The sequence below is a fragment of the Taibaiella lutea genome (assembly GCF_008629695.1).
GTDB classification, from domain to species: domain Bacteria; phylum Bacteroidota; class Bacteroidia; order Chitinophagales; family Chitinophagaceae; genus Taibaiella; species Taibaiella lutea.
In genome coordinates this window covers 566061-589047 of sequence record NZ_VWSH01000001.1, presented here as the reverse complement: position 1 = coordinate 589047, position 22987 = coordinate 566061, and the positions used below count along the sequence as shown (strand labels likewise).

Below are 22987 nucleotides of genomic sequence, written 5' to 3'. Positions count from 1 at the left end.
ACAATCCATTATAAGACTATTTTTTTACGGATGTTCTGCAACAAATAAATTGTCAGGCAAGCTCACATACATGAGGGTACTTTAATCTTCATTACAGCTATAAAAATTACCTGAAATTATAAAAGGCAGATAATTATATCTGCCTTTTATTTATAAAATCACTTTGTCTTCTATTGAAAATAAGCATTTTATGATACCATTTTTAAGTAAGGCCAATTCTAAAACATTACCGCTACTCTGAAGGGTTAATATTAGTAGATAGGAAATTCATAAATCTAAAATAATCATTTAAACTAATATTAGACGGCTTCTTTTTTATTTGTAATACCTTTTTATAACTATAATCAGTAAGGTAACTGATTGCAATATATATATCTTCATATTTTTCTAATGGCAATACTCTGGAAAATACAATGCTATCTTGAGAAGTAAGTTTTTTCAATTCAAAAGGAACTAAATCCATTGGTGAATATCTATTTATATCAAAGCTAATATTGAGATATAGGCTCTTGTTTTCAATTTGCGGACCAAAAAGGTCAGTCTTACTAACCCAAATTGCATTTGAACTTTTATTTGTCAATTGTGCTGTTATTTTTAAGCTATCTGTATTAACAGAATCCAATTTGTATTTTACCAATATAGTATTGTCTTCTATACGATACATCGTTTGCGCGCGACACATTACAAAGGTTAAAATAAGGCCTATTATAAAACATAATTTTCTTTTCATTATTCTTGAGGTGTAAAATTAGAAACGGGTTGAGAATGTTTTCGATCATCTCGAATGTATAAAATATTAATCACAAAAAGAAGTATTCCACTATAATGGACAATCCATTATAAGACTATTTTTTTACGGATGTTCTGCAACAAATAAATCGTCAGGCAAGCTCACATACATGAGGGTACTTTTATCTTCATTACAGGTATAAAAATTACCTGAAATTATAAAAGGCAGATAATTATATCTGCCTTTTATTTATAAAATCACTGGTTTCTATTGAAAATAAGCATTTTATTATACTATTTTTAAGTAACGCCAATTCTGAAACATTACCATTTTTAAGTAACACCAATTTTGAAACATTATCTACCTAATTGGAGCATGGGCTTTGAAAGGATCGCTGCATCTTTTTAAGCACGGATATTTTTCACTGTCATAATCTTTTGCTCTCAATCCTTTATACAAGCATTCAAAATCCAAGCCGTCCACATTATACTTTTTAAGGAATGTTGAGTTAGATAATGGCTTTTGTTCCTTTTCTTTATACATGTCTTTGAAGTCTGTCAAAAACATCAAAAAATCATTACCTCTAAAGCCTTGCAATCTATAGCAAATTCCAGTTTCTAAGTTCATTGCTAAAATATATTCTTGCATAGTACCTGTAAAAATGCCTATATATTGTGCTTCGTTATTTTGTAATTTTCGATTCCCTTTCAATTTTCGAATATCTAGTCTGTAAAATTGAAAATAATCACGTAAAGCCAAGTTATTATTTGGCTTTAAAGTGTCAAAAGATATATTATAATAGTCTCGAAACACATCATACAAAGAATCATTTTTTACAACATTTGTATCCATTCCTCTAAATACAACATTGTCTTTATCTAAGAAAAGCATCATTTTGAATAATGAAACAGGGTCTGTGTTTTTCTGTGCATTTAATGAATTTATGCTCGAAATAAAGAATAAAATTATTAATATTTTTTTCATAATTACCCTCCGGTTGGATGAAGTTTTTGATATTCTGATTTTTTATTATTAAATCGCTGTTGCCATTCTTGTGCTGGTTTTACAGATGGAGCATTTCTATTTAAGGGGTCCTGGCAATTGCGCACTCTATTTTGAGAGTACCCCACAGGATCATTTGCAATTGCATTGACATGACCAAATTCATGAGCTAATTGATCCGTATAAGGTAATAGATTCTTATTTATATTTACATTAATTCTTTCGCCGCTAATCGTTCCATTATTTGGATTTATTCTGGCCGTAGTAAGTCCTCCTCCATATGTTTCCATACTAGTATTATCTTTAGTTACGACAACATCAACTTTATGTTCAATAGAGTTAAAGTCTTTATAAGTAAGATTATCCATCGTCGCAAACCCTTGTGGATCAACTTCAGCATAATAGTCTATCGACTCTTGAGTATTATCGTAATCTTTTCTTGCATCATTCACCGCATCTATCGCATTATTCAAAGCTTTTTCGTCTTTTTTGTATTGTTTCCATCCATCTTTATCGCCTTTAAAATCATCCTTAGTCTTACCTCCGTCGTATTTCTTATTAAAATCATCCATTGCTGCTTTCATTGCATTATCTGCTTGTTGTAGCTCATCTTGATGTCCATTAATAACTTTCATCCCATCAGGATCCATAAATCTTACAGGGTTATCATTACAAAAATTATAAGGACTCCACCTTCTTGAAATTTCAGCTAAAGGATCAATTCCGTTCCACCTTCCAATTGTCATATCAAAGTTTCTCGCTCCAAAATCATACATATTCAAGTTGAAATTAGATTCCAGTTCCTTAGTCGTCAGCTTATACGGCTGCGGATTAGTTCCATTTTGCATCGATGTCGTATTCAGCGTCAACCCGAAAGGATAATAATGATCCTCTTCCAACACTTCGCTTTGATAGTTCTCCACATTCAGGTTATCAAACCATACATCCTTGCCAATGCTCTGGTTATCTATGTACACCAGCAAAAATCCATTACCCGGCATCGTAACCCCGCCATCGGAAATACCGGTCTGGCCGCTCAGGTCAACGATATTGCTGCCGCCTGTGCCTACATTCACCCATTGGCTTATGCCGTTTACATTTTTGGCCACCTGAAAGCTGCCGCTATGCGCCATGTCCAGTTCCAGCTTGTCGTTGAACCAAAGATAGTTTAAATGTGCCTTCGGTGCATCAACATCGTTGTTGCTTGCTGTTAAAGTTGCGAGCTGGTCGCCAAGGGCCGGATTACCCAGTGCTGACTGTAATATTGCCGCATTCCCGGATTCGTTGAATGGAGCACCTCCGGGTGTCGTTCCGCCCATCAAAGTAGCTGCCAGCGACTCAAGCAAAGCACTTGTACCCGATTCGTCGCTCTGGGTATAGTCGCCCTCATAAAAGGCACTTACATTCATGCGGAACTTGTCACCCGCCCGGGTCTGCAATATAATGGCAGTGCCCACCCGGTGGTCTTCCTCTCCGCCGTTCAGCCTTGCCGCGTACTTATCGTCAGGTGTAGTACCGCCTTCCTTGATATCGCGCACATTGGCTATATTGTCAAATACCAGCTCCTCCACATTGGCTGATACCAGTTCGTACCTGGCAAGGTAATCCGCATCAATCGGTTTGGAGGTAATAGTACTCCTTACATTGCCCAGGTGGTCTTTTACAAAATAATCATAAACAAATTTAGTCAGGTAATCTCCTGTCTGGTTGCCATTGGCATCCTGAACGGCAACCGCCACCGGCCTTGCCCTGCCTTCCTCGTTGAGTACGTACTGCAATTCATTGTTCTTATATACAAAGCTGCCTATATAGTCCCATGTCTCATTAATAGTGCCGTTATCAGATAATACTTTCTTTTGCAGCCTGTTGCCTTCCGCATCATACACATAGGTAATCGTATTGCCACCCACGGTAATCACTTCGGGCTTGTTCAGGTAATTATAAGTAATGGAATTAAGGTTCTTATTGTCATCTCCGACTAAATTGCCGTTGTCATCGTAATGGTACTCTTCTATGTTTACATTGTTATGGTTAGCGCCATCCTTGAAGTCGGGCAGCTCATTGTAATCATCGCCGTTGTCGCGTACATTGATAAGCCTGTTACTGTTCGCGGCATATTTATAGCTCAACACATCCATCGGTATGGTTGGATTGCCAATTATAAGATTCGGCGCCATCTGGTTCATCGACCCGATATTGCCGTTAAGGTCATAGGTAATATTGGAGGCCGTATAGTCATAGCCGTCACTTTTGTTCCAGCCGCTGCCGTCATACTGGTTGAACTCCGCATGGTTCAGCCGGTTCAGACTGTCGTAGCTGTAACCGTAAGAGCGGTATTGATTGCGGTCTGCACCGCACCAGGTAATGCCGGCAATATTGCCATTGTAAAGTTTGCTTGCAAAACCTTTGTCATAATAAAGGTTCTCCGTAAAAACGGTATCAAGGTTATAGCTGTCAAATGCCAGGCTATTCAGGAAACCGCGGATATTGTAATTCTGGTAGTTGCGCCCGGACGAATACTCTTTTAATACGTTGCGCCCCAGGTGGTCGTAGCTGTAAAAGGCAAGCTCGTAATCGATGCCGTTGTTTATCTTCTGGGTATGCTTCCATACCTGGTCATTGCCGCCGGCAGTGCCGAGGTTGCGCTCAAAGGTATTTTCCAGCCTGTAGTCGGTTATCAGGTCTATGGCCCCGCCTGCAGGTATAGCCACTGCATTTGGGTTCCGGTGGCTCAGTATGTTCTTATACAGCATGCCCTGGAAGAAGTAGATATTGCTGCTGATGTCAAGGCCGCCCTGCAGGTTTTGGCTCTGTGTCTGTACCAGCCTGTTCTTGTCGTCATAATAGTTTACCGATACCAGCCAGTTGTCCCCGTTCGGGTCCGCCGGGTCCATGATACGCACCTTGCTGCCCGTTGGCAATCCCCTTGTCACAAGCGATGCATTGTCAGGTGCTGCCACCACCGTATTGTTGGCAGGCAGTATAATGCCGGAAAACTGTGTATTGTCGTAAGCGTAACCCGATAAACCGCCCTGTGTATAGTCATCATAATAAGTATAGGTCAATAATTTGCAATAAGGAAGGTTGGATGGGGGATAAACATGAAAAAGGCCATAGTTGCAGCTATAGTAAAAAATGGAATTATTCTGGAATACGCTGCCATCCTGCTCTATGATAGCTACCATTTGTGTCCTCGGTGCGTCAAATTCGGCAGTTCCGGTAGCTGTAGGCCTGTCCAATGCGTCATAAAAGGTAAAAGCCCAGTAATGTTGCCCCCTTAAATTACCATCCTGATAAAATACCTGCCGGTCCCTTTTGTCATACACATAGTATTCCACGGCCTTGCCAGGTATCTTCTTTTCCACCAGGCGGCTGCGTCCGTCATAAAGGTACTGGTAGCAGAGCCCCGACAGCTGTGCTGCGCTAACGCTCCAGGTATAGGTAAAGTTCCTTACATTGCCCGAGACGCTGTAGGCCATCGAAGGCTTGCAGGCTTCGGGCGGCATCACCACCCTTTGCCTGCCCAGGTCGTCATACACATAAATGGTATAGGTATAATTGTTGGGAAAGGTCGTTGCAGGTGCATTGGCAGGATAAGGCGATGCAGTCTGTTTGGTATAAAGGCTGCGTTTTATGATGACTTTGCCCTGCTTGTCCTTTATTTCTTCCGTTACCTTTCCGTCTTCATCGGTTACTGCCGTTATATACAGTTCCCCTTCTGCATAGTTCCCCGCGTATTGTGGCAGGTCGCCCATATTGTTGCCGATGGTAAACCTCGGGAAGCTGCCCGTGGCACGGTAATAGACCTCCGGCAGCCCGCTCATGTACTGCTTTTCGCTGTTCGTCCTGTAATCATAGGTTACGCCACGGCTGCCGCCTACCCAGCTTTTGCCTGGGGCCATCTGCTTTACCACCCGGTTCAGCGGCGAATTATCAAACTGGGTCATGCTGTAAGGCTGCTCGTCAGCTCCTGCCTGTTCATAGAAGCCCCGCATCTGCGTGCTGTCTTTCAGTTTGATATTGCCCGGCACATAGCCGAACACGAGCGTACCTGCTGTCGGTGCGGCATAAGGCAGGTATTGGTAGGTCTCGCGGCCCAGGCTGTCATACACATGCACGTTTACAAGGTCGTTGCCCTTGGCATGGCCCCGTTTCACTACGGTTTGTAAAGGCCTGCCCAACCCGTCAAAGTAATCGGTGCTTTGCCTGCGGTAAAAAGAACCCGTCAGCGACTGTACAGGCTGGTCGGGTACAATAGTCCGTATATAATTATACTGGTCATTGTTGTTGTTAAGGTCATGTATGCCCGGGTAAGTAACGGCGCCCGTGGGAAGAGTACTGCCGTCAGGCTTGTTTAACGTAGGCGCCACAGTCTGCGCCTGCGCCTGTATCCCGAGTAAGAAAGCAAAGCTGAATAAGCCTGCTATGCGGTAGGTATATGGAACGAAATATTTCATTATCGTAATGTTTTTAGGTTATTTGATGTTGCGGGCTTGCAAAAGCAGTGCTTCCCTTATTGAGGTCCCTGATATTGGTAATCGCTCGATTTAAGGATATTGCCCTGTTCGTCTCTTACCGCCTTCAGCCTGCCGGAATTATCATACTCAAAAAAGCCCGTCACCATCTGGTCATTCACTACCGCTGTTACCCTGTTATCGCTGTCATAAACATTGCCCTGAAACTGGCTGCCTGCGGGCAAGGCAACAAGCTGGTCTATCCGTATGGAAGCGCCCGATGCAATATTGATGTTTGTGCCGCCGGAAAGCTGCGCCTTATAAAGCGTCCAGCTCCCTTTTGTTTTACCCGTATTAACGGGCGTTATGCCATTAACGCTAAAGGCGCTGCCCGTAGCCCATACATATACATCTGTCGGTCCGAAAGCAGCCGTAATCAGGCTGAAAGGAAGCTGGCGGGCATTGCTGCCCGAAAAGGCGCTGCCTGCCGTTCCGTCGCCGTATTCAAAAGAGCTGAAATAAAAGAAACCGTCGGTAGGCATTACGGCCGTAGCAAGAGGCAGGTTCTTTTGGCTATTCCATATATACTTGCGGTATTTGCCGCCCCTCATTGCTATAGTAAGCGGGTTGGCTTTGGCATCATAAGCCAGTACCTTTATTTCCGTCTCAAGGCTGTTGCCAAACAGTGCCTGGCGCAGGCTGTCAACCAAAAGTTTGCTGCCGTCAAAATGGGCATACGTATATTGTTGGCTCAGTAATTGGCCGTCTTTGTATTGTCTGGTACCCAGGGGCAGGCTCACTCTGTTGGAATCTGCCAGTTGTGCCGCAAACCCTGCATTGATATTAGTATTTGCTTCCGGCTGATCCATCGCATACCAGTTCTTCTGAATGCTTAAAGAGCCGTCGCTGTTGCCTGTCCTTATTACGATAGGCTGCTGATTATGGTCGCCATAGGCATAGTCATGCCATTGGGTAATACTCTTGCCAATGCTGCTCAGGTCGTAAGTTACGGTAGAGTCGGAAGAAAGGTAAGCTCTGTTATAAAGCGTAGAATATACTTTAATGCCAAATGGTACAAATATCGAGTTGGAAGGGCCGCCGCCCGGGGCACCGCCTGTTGTCTGGGTATAGCTGTCGAATGTAGACCTCAGTCCCATAATAGCCTTAATAAAAGAGCTATTGGCTGTGTCCTGTGGAGTGGGATCATAATCATACACTGCCGAGGAATGTTTTGCAAGCTGGAACCCCGTAGGCTTCCATTGGTAAATATTGGTGCCGATTACATTACCGCTGGCAGCTTCATTCTCAAAAGGAGGGACAAAAGGCCAGTTATTGTTATCATATCCGGGAATGGCATAAGAATAAATATGCTCCGTCCTGTAAACTTTGTCCCCTTCCTCCACATCTTCAATGACTTTCGGATATACCACACTGCTTGCGGCAAGTGCGCTGTTAGCCATTACCGTCTTGCCCATCCTTACATAATAAGCGCCCTGACCTAAGTCGTTTAAAAGCTCAATATAGGAATTCAGCATAGGCGAAAGCATAACGCCATAGGAAGAATCCGATACAGGGTTATGGTATTTGAAACTACGCTTGCTGGTTGTATTCAGGTACTTGTCTTTTGCTGTAATCGACTTTATCCTCAGGCCGCCGCCGATATAGCTGGCTGCCTGTGCCGTCGAATCCAGTATCTTGTAAGATACTTTGAAGCTGAAGACCCTCGTATCCTGTGAGACACTGCTGTTATTAAGCGGCGAAACGTAAGCTGTCATCGTATAATTGCCATTCGGCAGAAATACATTGTTCCGGTTGCCGTATTGCAGTTCGATATGCGTATTGGGCGTGTTTGGATCCGATGAAGTTCCTTCCAGAATAAAATATGGATTGGCAGTATTGATGGCTGCAGTAGGGTTGCCGGGCTGGGCAGGCGTAATGCTTATATTTGCAATAACACCTTCCATGCCTTCATTTAAGGCCTGGTTGGCTTCTTCGTCCACCACAAAACTTTTAGTATAGGTGCTGTTGAAATATTGGCCGCCCGACTTGAATTCCTGTAAAAGATGCATCACATTGGCAAAGGAAACACCTCCCGCCTGTTCCGTCGGATAACTGATATCGTTCGGTTCATACTCGAAAGCAATATTTCCGCCGGTAGGCAACTGTATGCCCTTAAGGATGCCTGCCTGCATCAGTGCAGCATCCGGCTTGCGGTCCGCGCCTTCATAATATTGGGAATAGGTCGGATATATAATTGTCTCTGAAGGTGCCAGTGTTGCTTCATAAGTATTGTTGTTGGTATAACCCCAGAAGTCTTTGTTATAAGACATACGGCAAGGCAGCGCCACATCCGTATTATATGTAAAACGGTGCGTCAGCGGAAATGCATTTGTTTCCGAATTGCCGTATTCAGTCAGGCTATCCAGTTTTAAGGAGTACTTGCAGACACTTTCCGCATTCAGCGGTATATCGCCCACCAGTTGCGGACGGTTATAATAGCTGTAGTTGAACTTAAAGATATTGCGCGCCCCGCCTCCTCTGGTGCAGATAATAACTTTTGAAACCGCCTTTTGCTGATACAGATCAAGCCTGTTTTCCGTAGCATCCACAAAGCTTATGGAGTCTGTGGTACTTACTACCGATTGCAGTTTTGAAATACCGGTTATGTGGTTATTTACAAAACTGTTCAGGTTGGGCCTGAAAGGCGTGGTAAAGAATTCGGCATGATACACCGCACTGGTGCCTGCCGTATAATAATAGTAGGCGTTGGGCACATAATTCAGCACAATGGAATCGGTGGCATCCGCATTTATAATTTTTGAAAGCTTCCATGATGTAATGCTCGCCGGGCCGAAAGGCTGCACAGATACGCCCATAGCCTCTACCTGGTTTTCAGAATATTCTTTATTGATAAAATAATACCGGGTGCCGTCATCTCCGGTAATCAGCCAGATTTGTGCTGTTCTGTCATAGCTTATTTTTAATTGCTGTTTTCGGTTCAGGCTTACAAACACCCCCGCTTCGTCATCATACATGAATTTGCCGGAAAGCCCTGCAGCACTGAAATAATAAACGTCAGGCTCCCAGTCTATGGGATCAAAGCCCTGGGTTACCCAGAACTGAGCATCTTCGTCCCGAAGCCCGTTGGCCACATGGGTTTGTATATAATAAGAAACAGGGTAGGGTTTGTCAAAAAGGCCTTTGCCTGCACGTTCATCAGGAAGGCCCCTTATCTCCCTTGTTATTTCACCGCCTGCATTCAAGTTCCAGCCCAGGCCTGTATTGCCCGCCTGATCATCTATCTTGATGCCGCCTCCCGCATGATAGGATACCGATACCGGAAAAGAAATCCCTTTGCCTGCAGCATTATATATCGGTATGGATATATCAGGTGTTCCCGTAAAAAGGTTCACCGGAAAATCCTGATACTTGATGATCTGTGCCGCCTCCGGTGAGCCCGGTACATAGCTGTTCATCATCTTCAGGTATCCGCTTGATGGCTCCTGGCCCTGGCCCGATGCATGAAACGCCAGCCCCGAAGCAATTAGAATAGGTATTATTTTCTTACGCATAATCAATTATGTTTTGAATTGTCAGTTTTCTTCTTCTTTTTTTAAAATTACTTCCCCCATCCGAACCGCAGCAGCCAGGGGCTTCGCTGGCCTTCCTGCTGCCACAAAAAGTTATAGCCCGCAAGGAAAGTGCCGTTCCAGTTGCTGTTGATTTTGTAACGCTTCATGATACCCAGGTAGGCAGTCTGCTGCTGCCCGCCAAAGGCATTTTTCAGTACATTGTCCGTATTTGCTGCCGGGGGATTTGCAGGGTTGCCCGATGTTTCGTTTTCCGGTAAGTAAGCGCGGCCCGCAGGTATAAAGCTTCTTTCATAACCCGCCTGGAAGCTGAAGCCGTATATCCATTTCCAGTCGGCATACGCCCTTGCGCTGATGCCTTCGTAACTGAGTTTTATATGCTGCCAGTTCTGCCCCAGGCCGATGCTGCTGCCCAGCCCTATGCCGAAGCTCAGCCTTTCGTTCTGCTTATAGCCCACGTTTACCCCCAGGTCCATCGTGGCAGGTTTCCCGTTATCAACAGATGCCCTTGCCGTCTGGAAATTATATTGCCATTCCAGCCTTTGCCAAAACGGCTTGCCCTTTTCAGGGTTTACTTTAAAGTCCTCTCCTTTGAGGTTTTGGCTAAGGTCTTTTTTTGCATCCTTTGCGCTTTGCAGGCCCTGTTTCGCTTCATGGATGCTGCCTTTTACATCATTTACCTTATCGGTAATACCGTTCAGCTTTTCGCTGTACTGCTGTACCTGCTGGCTCATTTGCTGCTGCACAGCGCTCATGTTATTGCCAAGCGATTTTTGCAGCATCGCATTTACCGAAGCCTTTGTCTGGTAGCCCATGCGTTGCAGATCCGCCGCCGTGGCATTACTCCCCAGGCCGCCAAAAGCATTGTTGTCCTGTTTCAGGAACTTGTCAAAACCTTCCGTGCCCTGCAGGTATTCCAATGCCTTTGCTTCCGCATCATCCGGCTCCTCTGCCAGTTCCCGCCAGTTCTTTATTTTTTCGCGGGCATAATACACATCCTTCTGTATGCCTTCCAGCCCTTTGATGTCCGTATGCTGCGCAGCAAAGCTTTTGAGCGATTGCGTTTTTTGCTGTATCAGGCCGTCTATATTTTGCTGTACATTCAGGTTTTGCTGTAAGCCCGATAAATTACCGGTCGTTGAGTTTGTCGAAACGGCAGGGGAGGCGATGCCCGCCTTGCCTGCAATGCCCGAAGCGGCATTTAACTTGTCTTCCTGTTTTTGAATGAAATTTTGCACCCCCCTCAGGCTGTCAATCGTACTGTTCTTTTGTAAAGCAAATTTGTTGCGGTAAGCCGTATCGTTTGATAAAGCTGCAATCGAATCGTAGCTGAGCCCCTGTTGCTGCAGGTACTGGTAATACAGAGCCGAATCTTTAGCGGCCAGCTTCTTCAGCATCTTCTGTTCCTTTCTTTGCAGGCGTTTCAGCAGTCGTTGCTGTATTTTTTCAGACCTGCTCAGGTATTTGTCAAGCGAAGCTGTTTTGCTGTCCAGATAAGAGTTGGCGTTTTCAATGTTTTCCGTTGTTTCAGAAACGGAGGCAGGAGAGGGTTCCTGCGCATACATACCCGTTCCTGTCAGTAACAGAAGGAAAATAAAAATGAAACTGTTTCTACATACTATACTCATATACCGATAGCATCTTAATGGGCTTCATCAGCCCGTTAAACAATTATTTTTTATCAGGTATGGTTAGCTCCTGATACTCAAAACAGCCTTGGAATATTGGTTCAGAAACCCCGGAGAAGGAAAGTGATAGGCATTCATTCTGTTGGAGGTGGATAAAATAAACATCAAGGTTATATATTATCGCTTGCGAAGATAATAACATATATCTCTCTGGCAAATTATTTTTAAATTTCTTTAACAAAGAAAGGCAAATATTTTGAAAAACAAAAGTCATTTTGAGATTATATGATTTTAAACATCAGGTATGGTACACCTGATGAGTTAATGATCTAAGGGTTAACCCTTATTCTTTTCTTCTCCATAAATTCTGGCACGGTTATTGCATATAACATCCTATACATGATTTTATAACCTTTAAATTCTAATTGAAATGAATTTCTTAGTGCATTCTTTTGCTCAGAACAATGAGCTTGAAAAAACAACGGCAGAGCTTACCGGGCTTGCTACAATCTTAACGCCTTTTAAGGTATCACTCAGTAATGAATCACGTAATGGATTACGTGTGGTAGGTACTTCCCGCCTTGGACTGGTGGAAATAGTTGCTAAGCTGTCAACGCAGTACGACAATAAGCTTGCAAAAGACGATCAGGCTGCTGACCTGAACCAACGTCTGGTATACTTACGTAAACTGAAGGCCTGTAAACTGGCTGCTAAAAACCTGTGTGAATTACTGGATGATACCGACAAAGCTTTGGGTAATGATGTGATGACCTTTGTGGACAAATTCAGCAACAGCCTGCGTAACGCGCGGAAGTATGACGGCGACCTTGACGAGGCTATGAAAGAACTGGATGATTATAATGCGCGTTTTGGGAAAATAATAGAAGATGAGGATAAGGAGAGTGAAGCCGGTAACAACCCGGGTGAGACCTCACAGTAAAAATAATAACATAAATAGAATGATGAAAGCCGGCTTTGCCGGCTTTTTGTTGTTTATATATTTTGATTTGACAATCCCCATTCAGGAAACATTTATTATATCGTTCAGCCTGTCCCGTAGGGATACAATATTGGTAGAGTATATCAGCAATCCATTCCTGACCTTGTAAGAGTCAAATTACTCCAAACATAAAATGTGATGAACATTGCAATATTGTCCCTACGGGACAATGCTCTATCAGATAATAAAAGGCTACCGATATGCTATCCCTCCGCGATAAAATCAACAGTCTTGTTTCCTGAACAGGGGTAATCAGTTATTTAAAAACGCCCACCTAAGGTTTTTTAAGCTACCTCCTGTGAAATAACGAGGTATTGCCTACCAGACAACGAGGTGGTACCTATTGAAAAGATAAGGTGATACCTGACAAAACAGGAGGTAGCGCCTACCGGAAGGATTAGGAGATACCTAAGAAAAAGCGAGGTATAACCTAAGAAAAAACGAGGTGGTACCTTTAAAGGAGACCAGGAGGTACCTATAAAATTTGGAGGTAATACCTGATAAAACACGAGGTAGTCCCTTTTTGACAGGTAAGGTGGTATTTTAGAAAAGGTTAGGTGAACCTAAGAAAAAGCAAGGTTGTACCTAAGAAATTGTAAGGTGATGTTTCAGAAAAATAAAGTGATATTCCTGAATGATTAGTTTTACTATGGAATCATACATGGCTCTTTTCACGTGTCCCACACCTCAAAGGTGTGGGACACGTGAAAAAACTTATTTATGCATGATTACTGAAATGAAAGCCCTGAAAGGGCGAAACAAAACAGCGATGGGTACAACCCATCGCTAACTACGTTACTTTGAAGTAACATGCCTTTTATTGATGCCGATTAGCAGCAATATCCAGCCTGCAATTAAAAACAGGCCGCCTATCGGCGTAAGGATGCCTAATTTACCCAACCCAAGCGTGGCAGTTTGTTTCAGATAAACCAGTAAATAAATAGAACCCGAAAAAAGAAGGATACCGATCACAAATGCCCAGGTAGCCCTGCGTACCCAGACAGAAGGGAAAGCATAATAAACCATACCTGTAAACGCAAGCGCAAGGCTGTGATAAAACTGATACTTAACAGCTGTTTCATAAGTACCCAGCAGCTCCTCTGACAACACGCCTTTCAGCGCATGTGCGCCCATGGCGCCGATAATAACACATAAAGCAGCGAAGATAATAGCCGCATTGAGAGCAGGTTTGTAAAGAGTCTTATTCATTGTCTGACGAATTATAATTTCAGCGTTTTTGCAAAGGTATCAAGTGTAGCCGTTTCCACATCAATAATATAAGGTGCCTGTAAGTATATTTCTTTTCTTTGTTCGAACAAGGCTGATGTCTTTTCGTATAATTCCTTCTCCGTGCCGCTTTTCAGCAAAGGCCGTTCCGTATAGGCATGCTTCAGTCTGCTAAAAAGATAGTCCACACTTGCTTTCAGATAGACTACCATACCGTTCTCCTGCATCCATTCCATATTATCATAATAGAAAGGAGCACCACCGCCGGTTGCCACAATAATATTCTCCCGGAAATCATTGGGTATGGATTTCAGGACAGCGCTTTCCGCATTCCTGAAATAGGATTCACTTATGGCAAACATTTCCGGTATGCTTTTCCCTTCCTTTGTTTCAATATAATGATCCAGATCCAGACGCGCATACCCCAGCTGAGCTGATAATGCTTTGCTCCAGTACGATTTTCCGCTGCCCGGCATGCCTATGAAGAAAATGCGCATCTTTTTAAAGTACGGTTTTTAATTCCTGAATCAATCTTTCATTTATAAGATTATGTCCCTGATCCAAAACATGCAGGCTGGCTGTTTTCAGTCCCTTGACAAACTGTTGCCCCTGCCTCGGCGGAAATATCCTGTCATGGTTGCCCATGTATAAATGCGTTTCGATTTTGTACTTGCGTATATGCCACTTCGCCAATATAGTGCTTACAATCAGCTTGCTGGTAACCGGCCATACATAAGATAACTGATGCCTTATATCTTCATTAGTAAGATGCGCCTTTGCAAATTTAAAGCGGGAAGCATCAATAATATTCCATTGCTTTAGTTTATCAACATAATGGAGCCATGCATCCGGATCCTGCATCATCTTTTTGAAAATAATCTTCCCGAAAACATTCCTTGTAGCAGCATTATACCAGAAGTTCTTTTTCAGCCCGTCCGGAGCTAACAGAATTAACTTGTCAATCCAGTTGGGCTGCAATTCTACAATGCTTAAACATGCCCGCCCGCCCAGGCTGAATCCCATTAATGTAAACATATCCACACCGAATTCCATTTTAATTCCCTGAATGATTGCCATCAAATCCTGTTTCTCAAAATAAGTCTTGTTCCAGACCGTCTTTCCATGTCCCGGCAGATCAATGGAAACCATAGTATATGCTTCCTGAAAAGCTTCTGCAACAGACCTGAAGATACCTGCATCATTACCGAAGCCATGAATGGCGATGAGCAGCTTAGGGCCGCTGCCCATTTTAAGTATATGAATCCTGCTGTCTTCGTAATTAATAAAGCCCGGTTGTATCTGCATGGAGGCAAAATTAAGAACGCAGGATTTCTTATGGAAATACTGCGTTCAGATTTATTTTTTTTTTTAAACAGGAGCAAGGAGGGAATGTTATTCTTCCAGAGAACCTACGCCCCGCATCAGACGACCCCATCTGATACCCTTTTTAGCATAAGCATCTGTTTGTCCTTCGTCGGAACTGTTGCCATAACTCAGCCATACAAAAGATGCTTTACCCACCACATGATCTTCAGGAACAAAACCCCAGAAACGTGAATCGGCGGAATTATGCCGGTTATCTCCCATAAGCCAGAAATAATTCATCTTGAAAGTATATTGCGTAGCAGGGGCATCATTGATAAATACCTTGCCGTCCCTTTCTTCAAATTTATTCTTTTCATACACCTGTATATCGCGTTTGTACAATGCAATATTTTCGGGTGTAAGGTTAATAGTCATGCCTTTTTTAGGAATCATTATCGGCCCGTAGTTATCTTCATTCCATTTGAAGAAATTCACATTGTTAGGATATACGGCCATTCCCGTAGGTCCGTCAATAGCGCCTTTGGCTTCCACAAAATGGGATACATTTATAACGCCTTGTAATTTCTTTACCAGAGGAACCGTTTCGTTTTCCATTTCCACCACAAAGCCTGTATTGGCATTGCCGCCCTTCAGTAAAATATGGTTTTCTTCCGCAAAATCTTCAGAAATACCGAAGTTAGGCTGTGCCATGATTCTGTAATCCATGCGTTGATGCGGGAACAACTGGCCTTGTTTTCCATTCACAAAAACCACACCGTCCCTTACTTCTATAATATCTCCGGAAATACCTACGCAACGTTTGATATAGTTTTCCTTTTTGTCAACCGGACGTGTAATGATTTCCGTCTGGTTCCATACAGCTTCACGGCCGGCGGAACGGACTGCAGCATAATAATCGGCAGCAGGATCAATAAGCATGGCCGTATCATTATTAGGGAAATTGAATACTACCACATCATTGCGCTCTACGTTACCAAAGCCGGGCAAACGGTGATAGCCCCATTGAACGGCATCCGTATAGGATTTACCACCGAAAACAGGCATCGTATTATGTACCAATGGAATCGCAATTGGTGTCATGGGAAGGCGCGGGCCGTAGGACACTTTGCTTACAAACAGGTAATCGTTGATAAGCATGGTACCCTCCATCGAGCCGGAGGGAATGGTATAAGCTTCTATTAAAAATGTACGGATGATAGTTGCAGCAATGATGGCAAAAAGGCCGGCATCAAGCCATTCTCTCCAAACAGGTTTCTTTTTTTTATTAGGGTCTTGCTTTTTCTTTTTCCAGATAGCTAAACGCATGATGGCTGTTGAGATTTATATTGTTATGCTTTAGATGTCCCTTTCAAAGGAAAGGAATAAGGCCAAAAATAGTAAATTATGATTACAAGCAGGTTGCTATTTTGCCCTTTCGGCAAAACTTAGGCGAATTAACCAATGCTTAATCGGAAAATGCAAAATGACAATGCTATATCAGGCTAAGGGCTCTAAATGAAAAACCCTGCAATCGAAGGACTGCAGGGTGGTTCACATTTGGTGTCGCTTAAATGGCCAGAGCCGAGTCAGCTTCTTCGCTTTCATCCTGAGGAATGACTTCATCAATGGAATCGGGCTGCTTCATTTCTGCTTCCGCAATTTTTTGAGAGAATTTAATCAGCTGCATCAGGCTGTTTTCTCCTTTATCCTGAAACAATATTTCAAAATGGAATTTAGTATGGTCGCCTTCAAGTTTGCCTCCGTAAGCATTTATAGATTCCAATAACAATCTTCCGTCATGGAAAACGGCAGTGTCTTCTTTACCGTAAATCAAATCCAGAGGAATAGATTTTACGGAGTTTTTAATATCGGCATAGAAACCATAAGGCTGGTTCTTTACATCGGAAGGTACGTCAAATTTGGAATTACCCGGCTGCATAAAAGCAGAGGCAACAGCCGCATCGTTGGAAACGGCGGCATATTCGCCATTGGTAACCAATGTAGCAAAAGAGCTTAATGTGTAAACGCCCGGTGTCGGATTGCTCATCAATTCATTGTTCACTACCAGCTGCATGATTTTGTCAAAAGATGGTTTATCATTTATTTTAAAGGATAAAGATGCTTTGAAAGATGGTACAGGGGCTGTCTGATTGATAGAAACGCCATTCATGGTATAAGATTTGCTTTCAGATGCAACAGAAAAATCGGTTACAGCCAAAAGGAAATCTCCCGTAAATGCTTTGGTAACATCATCCAGCGTCAGGCCGTATTCTTTCAGGCCGGAAACTGCCAGCGGTAAAACATTCATGGTTTCCAAAACCTTAATAAGGCCTTTCGGATTGAAATGATAGCTCATCATCAGGTTCATCTGTTGGCCGGGAACGCGTTTCAATAAATCATTGTTGATGGATTTTGGCTCCAGCGCTTCAGAAATGCCTTTAATAGCCGGGTTGAAATAATAAGTAGCGTCACTTACAATCTTTCCTTTCTCAAAATCAAGTCCGCCTGCAACGTAAATATCTTTTAGCAGGTTCTTTTGGGAGGCTAAAATCATACCGGCGGTACCAACTTGTTCCTGCGGCATGCCATTGATAAAGCCTTCGTAATTCAACCAGAAACTGATGTCATGGTTTTCTTTTTGAAGCGTAGCAAATTTTGGATTGTTTGCCAGCGATTGTTCTTTATCCAGTGAGAAAGTTTTTTCAATATCTTCTGTCATTATCGTTACCATATCTACAGGCGCGGCTGAAGGCAAAGAATTCCACTCGTCGTAGTTAGGTGTTGCGGCAGATGCAATAGCTGTTTTTTCATCCCAGCCCATGCAGATATTGGTATTGAACTTAACAAAGTTCAGTTTGCCTTTTTGGGAAAATACCGCTTCGGGGAATTTTTCTTTGATGAACGCTTTGAAATTTGTTGCATTTTTAAGCGGAATGATCATCATGAATTTTGATTTGCCCGATAATCTCTTATCGGCCAGACCGTATATATAGAATACGTTCAAGGGGTCGATACCTGTTTTTTCAATATCAAGCGCAGTAGTGTCTGAACCTGCTTTTTTTAGCATATCCTGAAAAATAGGGCTGCCGGAAATAGCGTTAATGGCAACTTTTTTTGCCAATTGGGTGGTGTTGATACTTAAAACACCGATAGCATCTTTGGAGATGTATTTTGTATTTGAATCAGTGGAACTGCAACTACTTAAAAAAATAGAAAAGCAAAGAATAATGGGGACAAAGCGAAGCATTTTGCGCATGGAATATTAAAATTTAATGCAAAAGTAAATAAGCCTTGTCATATAGCAATAAATGACAAGGCTTATTTTAGTAAAATATATAATTCAGCTATTAAAACGGTAAGTCGTCGGCTGTATTATTGTTTTGCTGTGGTTGGAATTGTTGTGGCTGCGGAGCGTATTGTTGTTGTGGTTGCGGCTGAGGTGTTCCCGCAGCTACCGGTGCTGCTGCTCTTTCAACGCGCCATGCATTTAAATTAGTAATATATTTTACTTGTCCGTCGCGTTCCCATTTATTACCTCTGATATTGAAACTTACTTTTAATAATTCTCCTTCCTGAAACTGGTCAATGATGGAACAACTCTGGTTTACAAGCTGAAAAGATGCATAATTTGTGAAAACCATACCTGTAGGGCTCTCGTCAGTCAATTCCAATACGAACTCTCTTTTTGAAAAAGTATCTTTAATCTGTTGCGTAGCAAATTTCGTGTGCAATCTGCCGGTTACTTCTAAACTCATATTATCTCTATTTATAAAATTTGAAAACGAAGTTAGGATTTTTTTACTTAGGATTTTTAGTGCGGAGGCCTAAGTTTTCAACATTAAAATGCAGCTTTGATAATAGCATCAAAATCGTCGGCTTTAAGCGAAGCGCCGCCAATTAGCCCGCCGTCCACATCAGGACATGCGAATAGGGTAGCGGCATTTGCCGGGTTGCAGCTGCCGCCATAAAGGATGGTGGTGTTTGCCGCCATATCATTGCCATATTTTTCTTCAATTACGGAACGTATAAAAGCATGCATGTCCTGAGCCTGTTCTGCAGTGGCAGTACGGCCTGTGCCTATTGCCCATACAGGTTCGTAAGCAATGACAATTTTTTCAAACTGCGTTGCATCCAGATGGAACAAACCGCCAAGGATTTGTTTTTTTACCAATTCATTTTGTGTGTTTGCATCACGGATTTCCAAAGGTTCGCCTACGCAGAAAATTACTTTCATTTCGGCATCCAGAACAGCATTCACTTTTTTAGCCAGCAAAGTTTCATCCTCTCCAAAATACTGGCGGCGTTCACTATGGCCAAGTATTACATAGTCAACGCCAACGCTTTTAAGCATATATGCGGAAACTTCGCCGGTGTAAGCGCCTGCTTTTTCCTGATGGCAGTTTTGCGCAGCAAGGTAAAAACCCTCTGTATCCTTGATTTGAGAAGCTGCTAATTCCAACTGCGTAAAAGGAGGTGCAATTACCACTTTTACATTTTCAGAAAGATTGGAGCTTCTTTTAAGTATATCAGTTACCAATTGTTTTCCTTCGAAAAGGTTTTGGTTCATTTTCCAGTTGCCGGCTACTATTTTTGTTCTTGACATATTTTTATTATTGAATTGTTTTATTGTTGAGTTGTTTTTAAGGTGGCAGGGATTTAATTGGTTTTGGTAGTTTCAATTGAAACCAACAATTAAACAATTAATCCATTTAACCCATTTAGTCCTTATCGTTGATTATTGTTTTATTGCTAAATTGTTTGAAAATTATAAGGTTAGAACCTTAAGAAATTAACCATTTAACCATTAAACCATAAATTTTACCGTTCAATTGTTTTATTGCTTAATTGTTTGATGTTTTAAGATTGACTTATTTACAAACCATTCAACAATTTACCATTAAACCATCCATTATCCTACATGCATCAAAGTCCTTGCATTTTCGGTTTGTTCAAAGATATGTTGCAATACTTCTTTTTCCGCTTCTGATAATGTCAATCCCCTTCGCTCCATCATTCTGTTTGCTGTTTCAATGGCCTTGTTAATATTATAAACTACCATTTTTACATGGTCGCCCCAACTGAAGGACGGCACAAAGACTTTAGGAAAGCCCGCACCATATAAATTACAACTGACTCCTACAACTGTTCCTGTATTGAACATGGTATTGATACCGCATTTGGAATGGTCGCCCATCATTAAGCCGCAAAACTGCAGACCTGTATTCACCGATTTCATCTGGCTTTCATCCCATATTTTTACAATATCGTAATTGTTTTTAAGATTCGAGCAATTACTGTCAGCGCCAAGATTGCACCATTCACCAATCACTGCATTTCCCAGGAAACCGTCATGGCCTTTATTACTGTTGGCAAAAAATACCACATTGCTTACCTCGCCTCCCACTTTACAGCCGGGTCCTAAAGTAGTATTGCTGTAAACTTTGGAAGCCATTTTTAATACCGAATGATCACACATGGCAAATGCACCTCTTATAATACAACCTTCCATAATTTCGGCATCTTTGCCAATATATACCGGTCCTGCTTCTGCATTGATGATACAGGGATAAATCTTTGCACCTTCTTCAACAAAAATATTGGATGGATTGATAGCTGTTACATAAGCAGGTAATGGCTGCGACTGCCTGTCTTTGGTAAGTAATGTAAAATCGGATTCAATAGCTTTCCCATTCAACCCGAAAATATCCCAGACTTTTTTCAGCAATTGTACGGAACCATTGTATGTAATCAGATTATATGCGGTGAAATCTTCAAAATCAGTTTCGCTTTGAAGCGCTTTTTCTGTTCTTACGGCCAATAATATATTTTCACTGATCAGCGCATCGCCTTCATTCAGTTGTCCGATAGCCAAAAAGAGTTCCGGTGTGGCAAATACTGCAGCGTTTATGTAAATCTGCTCTTTATCATTGCCTTGCGGAAATACCTTTTGTAAATATTCGATGGTTGCAGTGCTGGTTTTGTTACCTGTGAAATGTTCCCAACGTTGCCTCATCGTCATAATACCGCAACGGATGTCTGCTACAGGGCGTGTATGAGTAAATGGCAGGAACTGGTTTCTTGCACTTCCGTCAAATAAAATATAATGCATATCCGAGGTTAAAATTGAGCTGCGAAGTTCGTGTTTTTTAAATATTAAAGAACAGGATGCGGGAAATTGGTTGGGAATTGAAACGTAATAAAAAATTAGCCGTTTTTTATACTATGATTCTTATAGCCAGCCAAAGGTAATTGTGTGAAATCCGGAATTATGTCAGTCTTATCATTTCTTTCTACAAATTCGTCAAGTAATAAAAGATTTTTTTGATCAAGCGGTGATTCACAATAATCAAAGACAGCTATCATCATTGCTGCTCCTATATGGGAAGGGCATGTGTCTGTATAAAGTCCCATAATATCTCTGAGTATTATTTCAACATTGTTCAGAAAAGAAAAACTATTAATGGCTTCTGACGCAGTATTTATTGCACTTTGCTTCCATAGTTTTAAGATGTCTGACTCAACAAATGCGGGATAGGCTCCCTTGAAGGTTTCCCATTCACATGCATCTGTAACAAATGCTTGTCTATTTGTACGGATAATCTCAATAGTAACTCCCCCATATTTACCTCTGCCATTGCGTTGTTTAATGTATTTATATGTTAAACTACCGTGTTTCATAGAAGGTTTATTAATAGTATGTGGGATGTAAAATCTGGAATTTTCGACAAGCATTTATGGAAATAATGTTTTACAAGCATTAATGCGCTTGTGTGCCACCTTTATCATCAGCACCTTTGATAACGTTCAGCAAATCGGGTCGTTCCTTCTTTTCCCGGCTAAGCACCTTATAAGTAATCAGAATGCTGAGCAACATGCAGGCTGCTCCAATCAGAAAATGTATTCCCGGAAAATGAAAAGGCGCTTTATCAGTAGTAAAATAAGTAAAAGTGCTGTTCATAATGAGCGGCCCTATGATGGTTGTCAGGCTCATCAGGCTTGTAAGGGAACCTTGCAATTCTCCTTGCTGATTTGGGGGAACATGTCCTGAAATAACCGATTGCAAAGAAGGTCCGCAAATACCGCCAAGGCAATAAGGTATCAGGAAAGCAAACATCATCCAGCTCTGTGAGGCAAAGGCAAAAAGCACCAGACCGATGGTATATAATGACAAACCCAGATAAATACTTTTTTCATTCCCGATTTTAGGATTGACTACTCTGGTTAAGCCTGCCTGAACGCCGCCTACCAATACACCTACTATAGCCAATGAAATACCTACCATTTTCTCATTCCAGCCAAAGCGGTAAATAGTAAAGAAATTCCAGTTGCCTTGTACCGCTTGCGCACCAAGGTATATTAAAAAGAAACTGATAGCCAGTCCCCCGAGTTCCGGATGCTTTGTCAGGAATTTTAAAGAGCCGAACGGATTAGCCCGCTTCCAGTCAAATGCACGTCGATTTTCTTTACTTAAGGATTCCGGCAGAAAGAAATAGCCATATATACAATTGAGCAGGCAAAGCGCTGCCGCAGCGTAAAACGGTGCCCTTATGCCCCAGGTCGCCAATAAGGCCCCCAACGCAGGTCCAAGTACAAATCCCAGGCCAAATGCCGCACCAATCAGTCCGAAATTCTTTGCTTTGGAAGTTTCGTCCGTACTTACATCTGCTATATATGCCGTGGCCGTAGTAAAGCTTGCGCCGGTAATACCTGCAATAATACGGCCGATAAACAACCATCCATAAGCAGGTGCTATTGCAAGGATAATATAATCCAGGCCAAAACCCAGCAAGGAACATAATAATACCGGACGGCGGCCAAAGCGGTCACTCAGGTTACCGATTACGGGCGAAAAAATAAATTGTGTGATAGCAAATACAGACAACAAAAGAGCGCCATATGTGCTGGCCTTATTTACCGGTATGTGTTTTAACTGTGCTATCAAATCGGCCATTACAGGAATGATAAGTCCCCATCCCATAACGTCAATCAGTAGAGTAACAAAGATAAAGCTGATGGCAGCTTTTTTTGAAGTTGGCATGATATTGGTTTTT

16 protein-coding genes are annotated in these 22987 nt (G+C 42.3%); 1 reads left to right on the top strand and 15 read right to left on the bottom strand.

Translation table 11 applies throughout. The features are described from left to right. Positions 1-232: 232 nt before the first annotated feature. From F0919_RS02420 to F0919_RS02400, 5 genes are all read right to left on the bottom strand, one after another. The gene (locus tag F0919_RS02420; protein WP_150031119.1) at positions 233-730 is read right to left on the bottom strand and encodes a hypothetical protein; all 498 of its coding nucleotides are present in this window, start codon (positions 728-730) and stop codon (positions 233-235) included. Positions 731-1090: 360 nt separating this feature from the next. Further along, the gene (locus F0919_RS02415) at positions 1091-1714 is read right to left on the bottom strand and encodes a hypothetical protein (RefSeq protein WP_150031118.1); all 624 of its coding nucleotides are present in this window, start codon (positions 1712-1714) and stop codon (positions 1091-1093) included. 2 nt (positions 1715-1716) lie between these two features. Then, complete coding sequence (locus F0919_RS02410; RefSeq protein WP_216629356.1) at positions 1717-6189, bottom strand: DUF6443 domain-containing protein; 4473 nt, start codon at positions 6187-6189, stop codon at positions 1717-1719. Positions 6190-6245: 56 nt separating this feature from the next. After that, a complete protein-coding gene (locus tag F0919_RS02405) occupies positions 6246-9758 on the bottom strand; it encodes an RHS repeat domain-containing protein (protein WP_150031117.1) in 3513 nt (1170 codons plus the stop codon). 47 nt (positions 9759-9805) lie between these two features. Then, the gene (locus F0919_RS02400; protein ID WP_150031116.1) at positions 9806-11404 is read right to left on the bottom strand and encodes a hypothetical protein; all 1599 of its coding nucleotides are present in this window, start codon (positions 11402-11404) and stop codon (positions 9806-9808) included. 430 nt (positions 11405-11834) lie between these two features. On the opposite strand from F0919_RS02400, the gene F0919_RS02395 reads away from it, so the two are divergent. Next, complete coding sequence (locus F0919_RS02395; RefSeq protein ID WP_150031115.1) at positions 11835-12344, top strand: hypothetical protein; 510 nt, start codon at positions 11835-11837, stop codon at positions 12342-12344. 855 nt (positions 12345-13199) lie between these two features. Here the strand turns inward: F0919_RS02395 and F0919_RS02390 are convergent. The 10 genes from F0919_RS02390 to F0919_RS02345 form a co-directional block, all read right to left on the bottom strand. Further along, positions 13200-13613: a DUF423 domain-containing protein gene (locus F0919_RS02390; RefSeq protein WP_150031114.1), complete on the bottom strand. Its 414-nt coding sequence runs from the start codon at positions 13611-13613 to the stop codon at positions 13200-13202. An 11-nt stretch (positions 13614-13624) separates the two neighbouring features. Further along, positions 13625-14128 carry a shikimate kinase gene (locus F0919_RS02385; RefSeq protein WP_150031113.1) on the bottom strand — a complete coding sequence of 168 codons (504 nt, stop codon included), beginning with the start codon at positions 14126-14128 and terminating at the stop codon, positions 13625-13627. Positions 14129-14132: 4 nt separating this feature from the next. Further along, positions 14133-14936, bottom strand: a complete 804-nt coding sequence (locus tag F0919_RS02380; protein WP_150031112.1) for an alpha/beta fold hydrolase — start codon at positions 14934-14936, stop codon at positions 14133-14135. An 87-nt stretch (positions 14937-15023) separates the two neighbouring features. Further along, positions 15024-16262 (bottom strand): signal peptidase I, encoded by a 1239-nt coding sequence (gene lepB / locus F0919_RS02375; protein ID WP_150031111.1) that lies wholly within the window; start codon positions 16260-16262, stop codon positions 15024-15026. Positions 16263-16503: 241 nt separating this feature from the next. Beyond that, complete coding sequence (locus F0919_RS02370; RefSeq protein ID WP_150031110.1) at positions 16504-18192, bottom strand: DUF4836 family protein; 1689 nt, start codon at positions 18190-18192, stop codon at positions 16504-16506. A 91-nt stretch (positions 18193-18283) separates the two neighbouring features. Continuing rightward, positions 18284-18691, bottom strand: a complete 408-nt coding sequence (locus F0919_RS02365; protein ID WP_150031109.1) for a DUF3127 domain-containing protein — start codon at positions 18689-18691, stop codon at positions 18284-18286. Positions 18692-18774: 83 nt separating this feature from the next. After that, on the bottom strand, positions 18775-19539 hold the full coding sequence (tpiA, locus tag F0919_RS02360) for a triose-phosphate isomerase (protein WP_150031108.1): 765 nt from the start codon (positions 19537-19539) through the stop codon (positions 18775-18777). A gap of 306 nt (positions 19540-19845) precedes the next feature. After that, complete coding sequence (locus F0919_RS02355) at positions 19846-21045, bottom strand: GlmU family protein (protein WP_150031107.1); 1200 nt, start codon at positions 21043-21045, stop codon at positions 19846-19848. Positions 21046-21140: 95 nt separating this feature from the next. Continuing rightward, complete coding sequence (locus tag F0919_RS02350; protein WP_150031106.1) at positions 21141-21614, bottom strand: hypothetical protein; 474 nt, start codon at positions 21612-21614, stop codon at positions 21141-21143. Positions 21615-21693: 79 nt separating this feature from the next. After that, a complete protein-coding gene (locus F0919_RS02345) occupies positions 21694-22974 on the bottom strand; it encodes a TCR/Tet family MFS transporter (RefSeq protein ID WP_150031105.1) in 1281 nt (426 codons plus the stop codon). Between the last annotated feature and the right edge of the window lie 13 nt (positions 22975-22987).

Bases quoted from the DNA above. Each gene is read 5' to 3' on its own strand.
- F0919_RS02390 (WP_150031114.1), bottom strand. From the start codon at position 13,613: ATGAATAAGACTCTTTACAAACCTGCTCTCAATGCGGCTATTATCTTC.
- F0919_RS02400 (WP_150031116.1), bottom strand. From the start codon at position 11,404: ATGAGTATAGTATGTAGAAACAGTTTCATTTTTATTTTCCTTCTGTTA.
- lepB (WP_150031111.1), bottom strand. From the start codon at position 16,262: ATGCGTTTAGCTATCTGGAAAAAGAAAAAGCAAGACCCTAATAAAAAA.
- F0919_RS02380 (WP_150031112.1), bottom strand. From the start codon at position 14,936: ATGCAGATACAACCGGGCTTTATTAATTACGAAGACAGCAGGATTCAT.
- F0919_RS02345 (WP_150031105.1), bottom strand. From the start codon at position 22,974: ATGCCAACTTCAAAAAAAGCTGCCATCAGCTTTATCTTTGTTACTCTA.
- tpiA (WP_150031108.1), bottom strand. From the start codon at position 19,539: ATGTCAAGAACAAAAATAGTAGCCGGCAACTGGAAAATGAACCAAAAC.
- F0919_RS02370 (WP_150031110.1), bottom strand. From the start codon at position 18,192: ATGCGCAAAATGCTTCGCTTTGTCCCCATTATTCTTTGCTTTTCTATT.
- F0919_RS02420 (WP_150031119.1), bottom strand. From the start codon at position 730: ATGAAAAGAAAATTATGTTTTATAATAGGCCTTATTTTAACCTTTGTA.
- F0919_RS02415 (WP_150031118.1), bottom strand. From the start codon at position 1,714: ATGAAAAAAATATTAATAATTTTATTCTTTATTTCGAGCATAAATTCA.
- F0919_RS02350 (WP_150031106.1), bottom strand. From the start codon at position 21,614: ATGAAACACGGTAGTTTAACATATAAATACATTAAACAACGCAATGGC.
- F0919_RS02355 (WP_150031107.1), bottom strand. From the start codon at position 21,045: ATGCATTATATTTTATTTGACGGAAGTGCAAGAAACCAGTTCCTGCCA.
- F0919_RS02405 (WP_150031117.1), bottom strand. From the start codon at position 9,758: ATGCGTAAGAAAATAATACCTATTCTAATTGCTTCGGGGCTGGCGTTT.
- F0919_RS02385 (WP_150031113.1), bottom strand. From the start codon at position 14,128: ATGCGCATTTTCTTCATAGGCATGCCGGGCAGCGGAAAATCGTACTGG.
- F0919_RS02365 (WP_150031109.1), bottom strand. From the start codon at position 18,691: ATGAGTTTAGAAGTAACCGGCAGATTGCACACGAAATTTGCTACGCAA.
- F0919_RS02395 (WP_150031115.1), top strand. From the start codon at position 11,835: ATGAATTTCTTAGTGCATTCTTTTGCTCAGAACAATGAGCTTGAAAAA.
- F0919_RS02410 (WP_216629356.1), bottom strand. From the start codon at position 6,189: ATGAAATATTTCGTTCCATATACCTACCGCATAGCAGGCTTATTCAGC.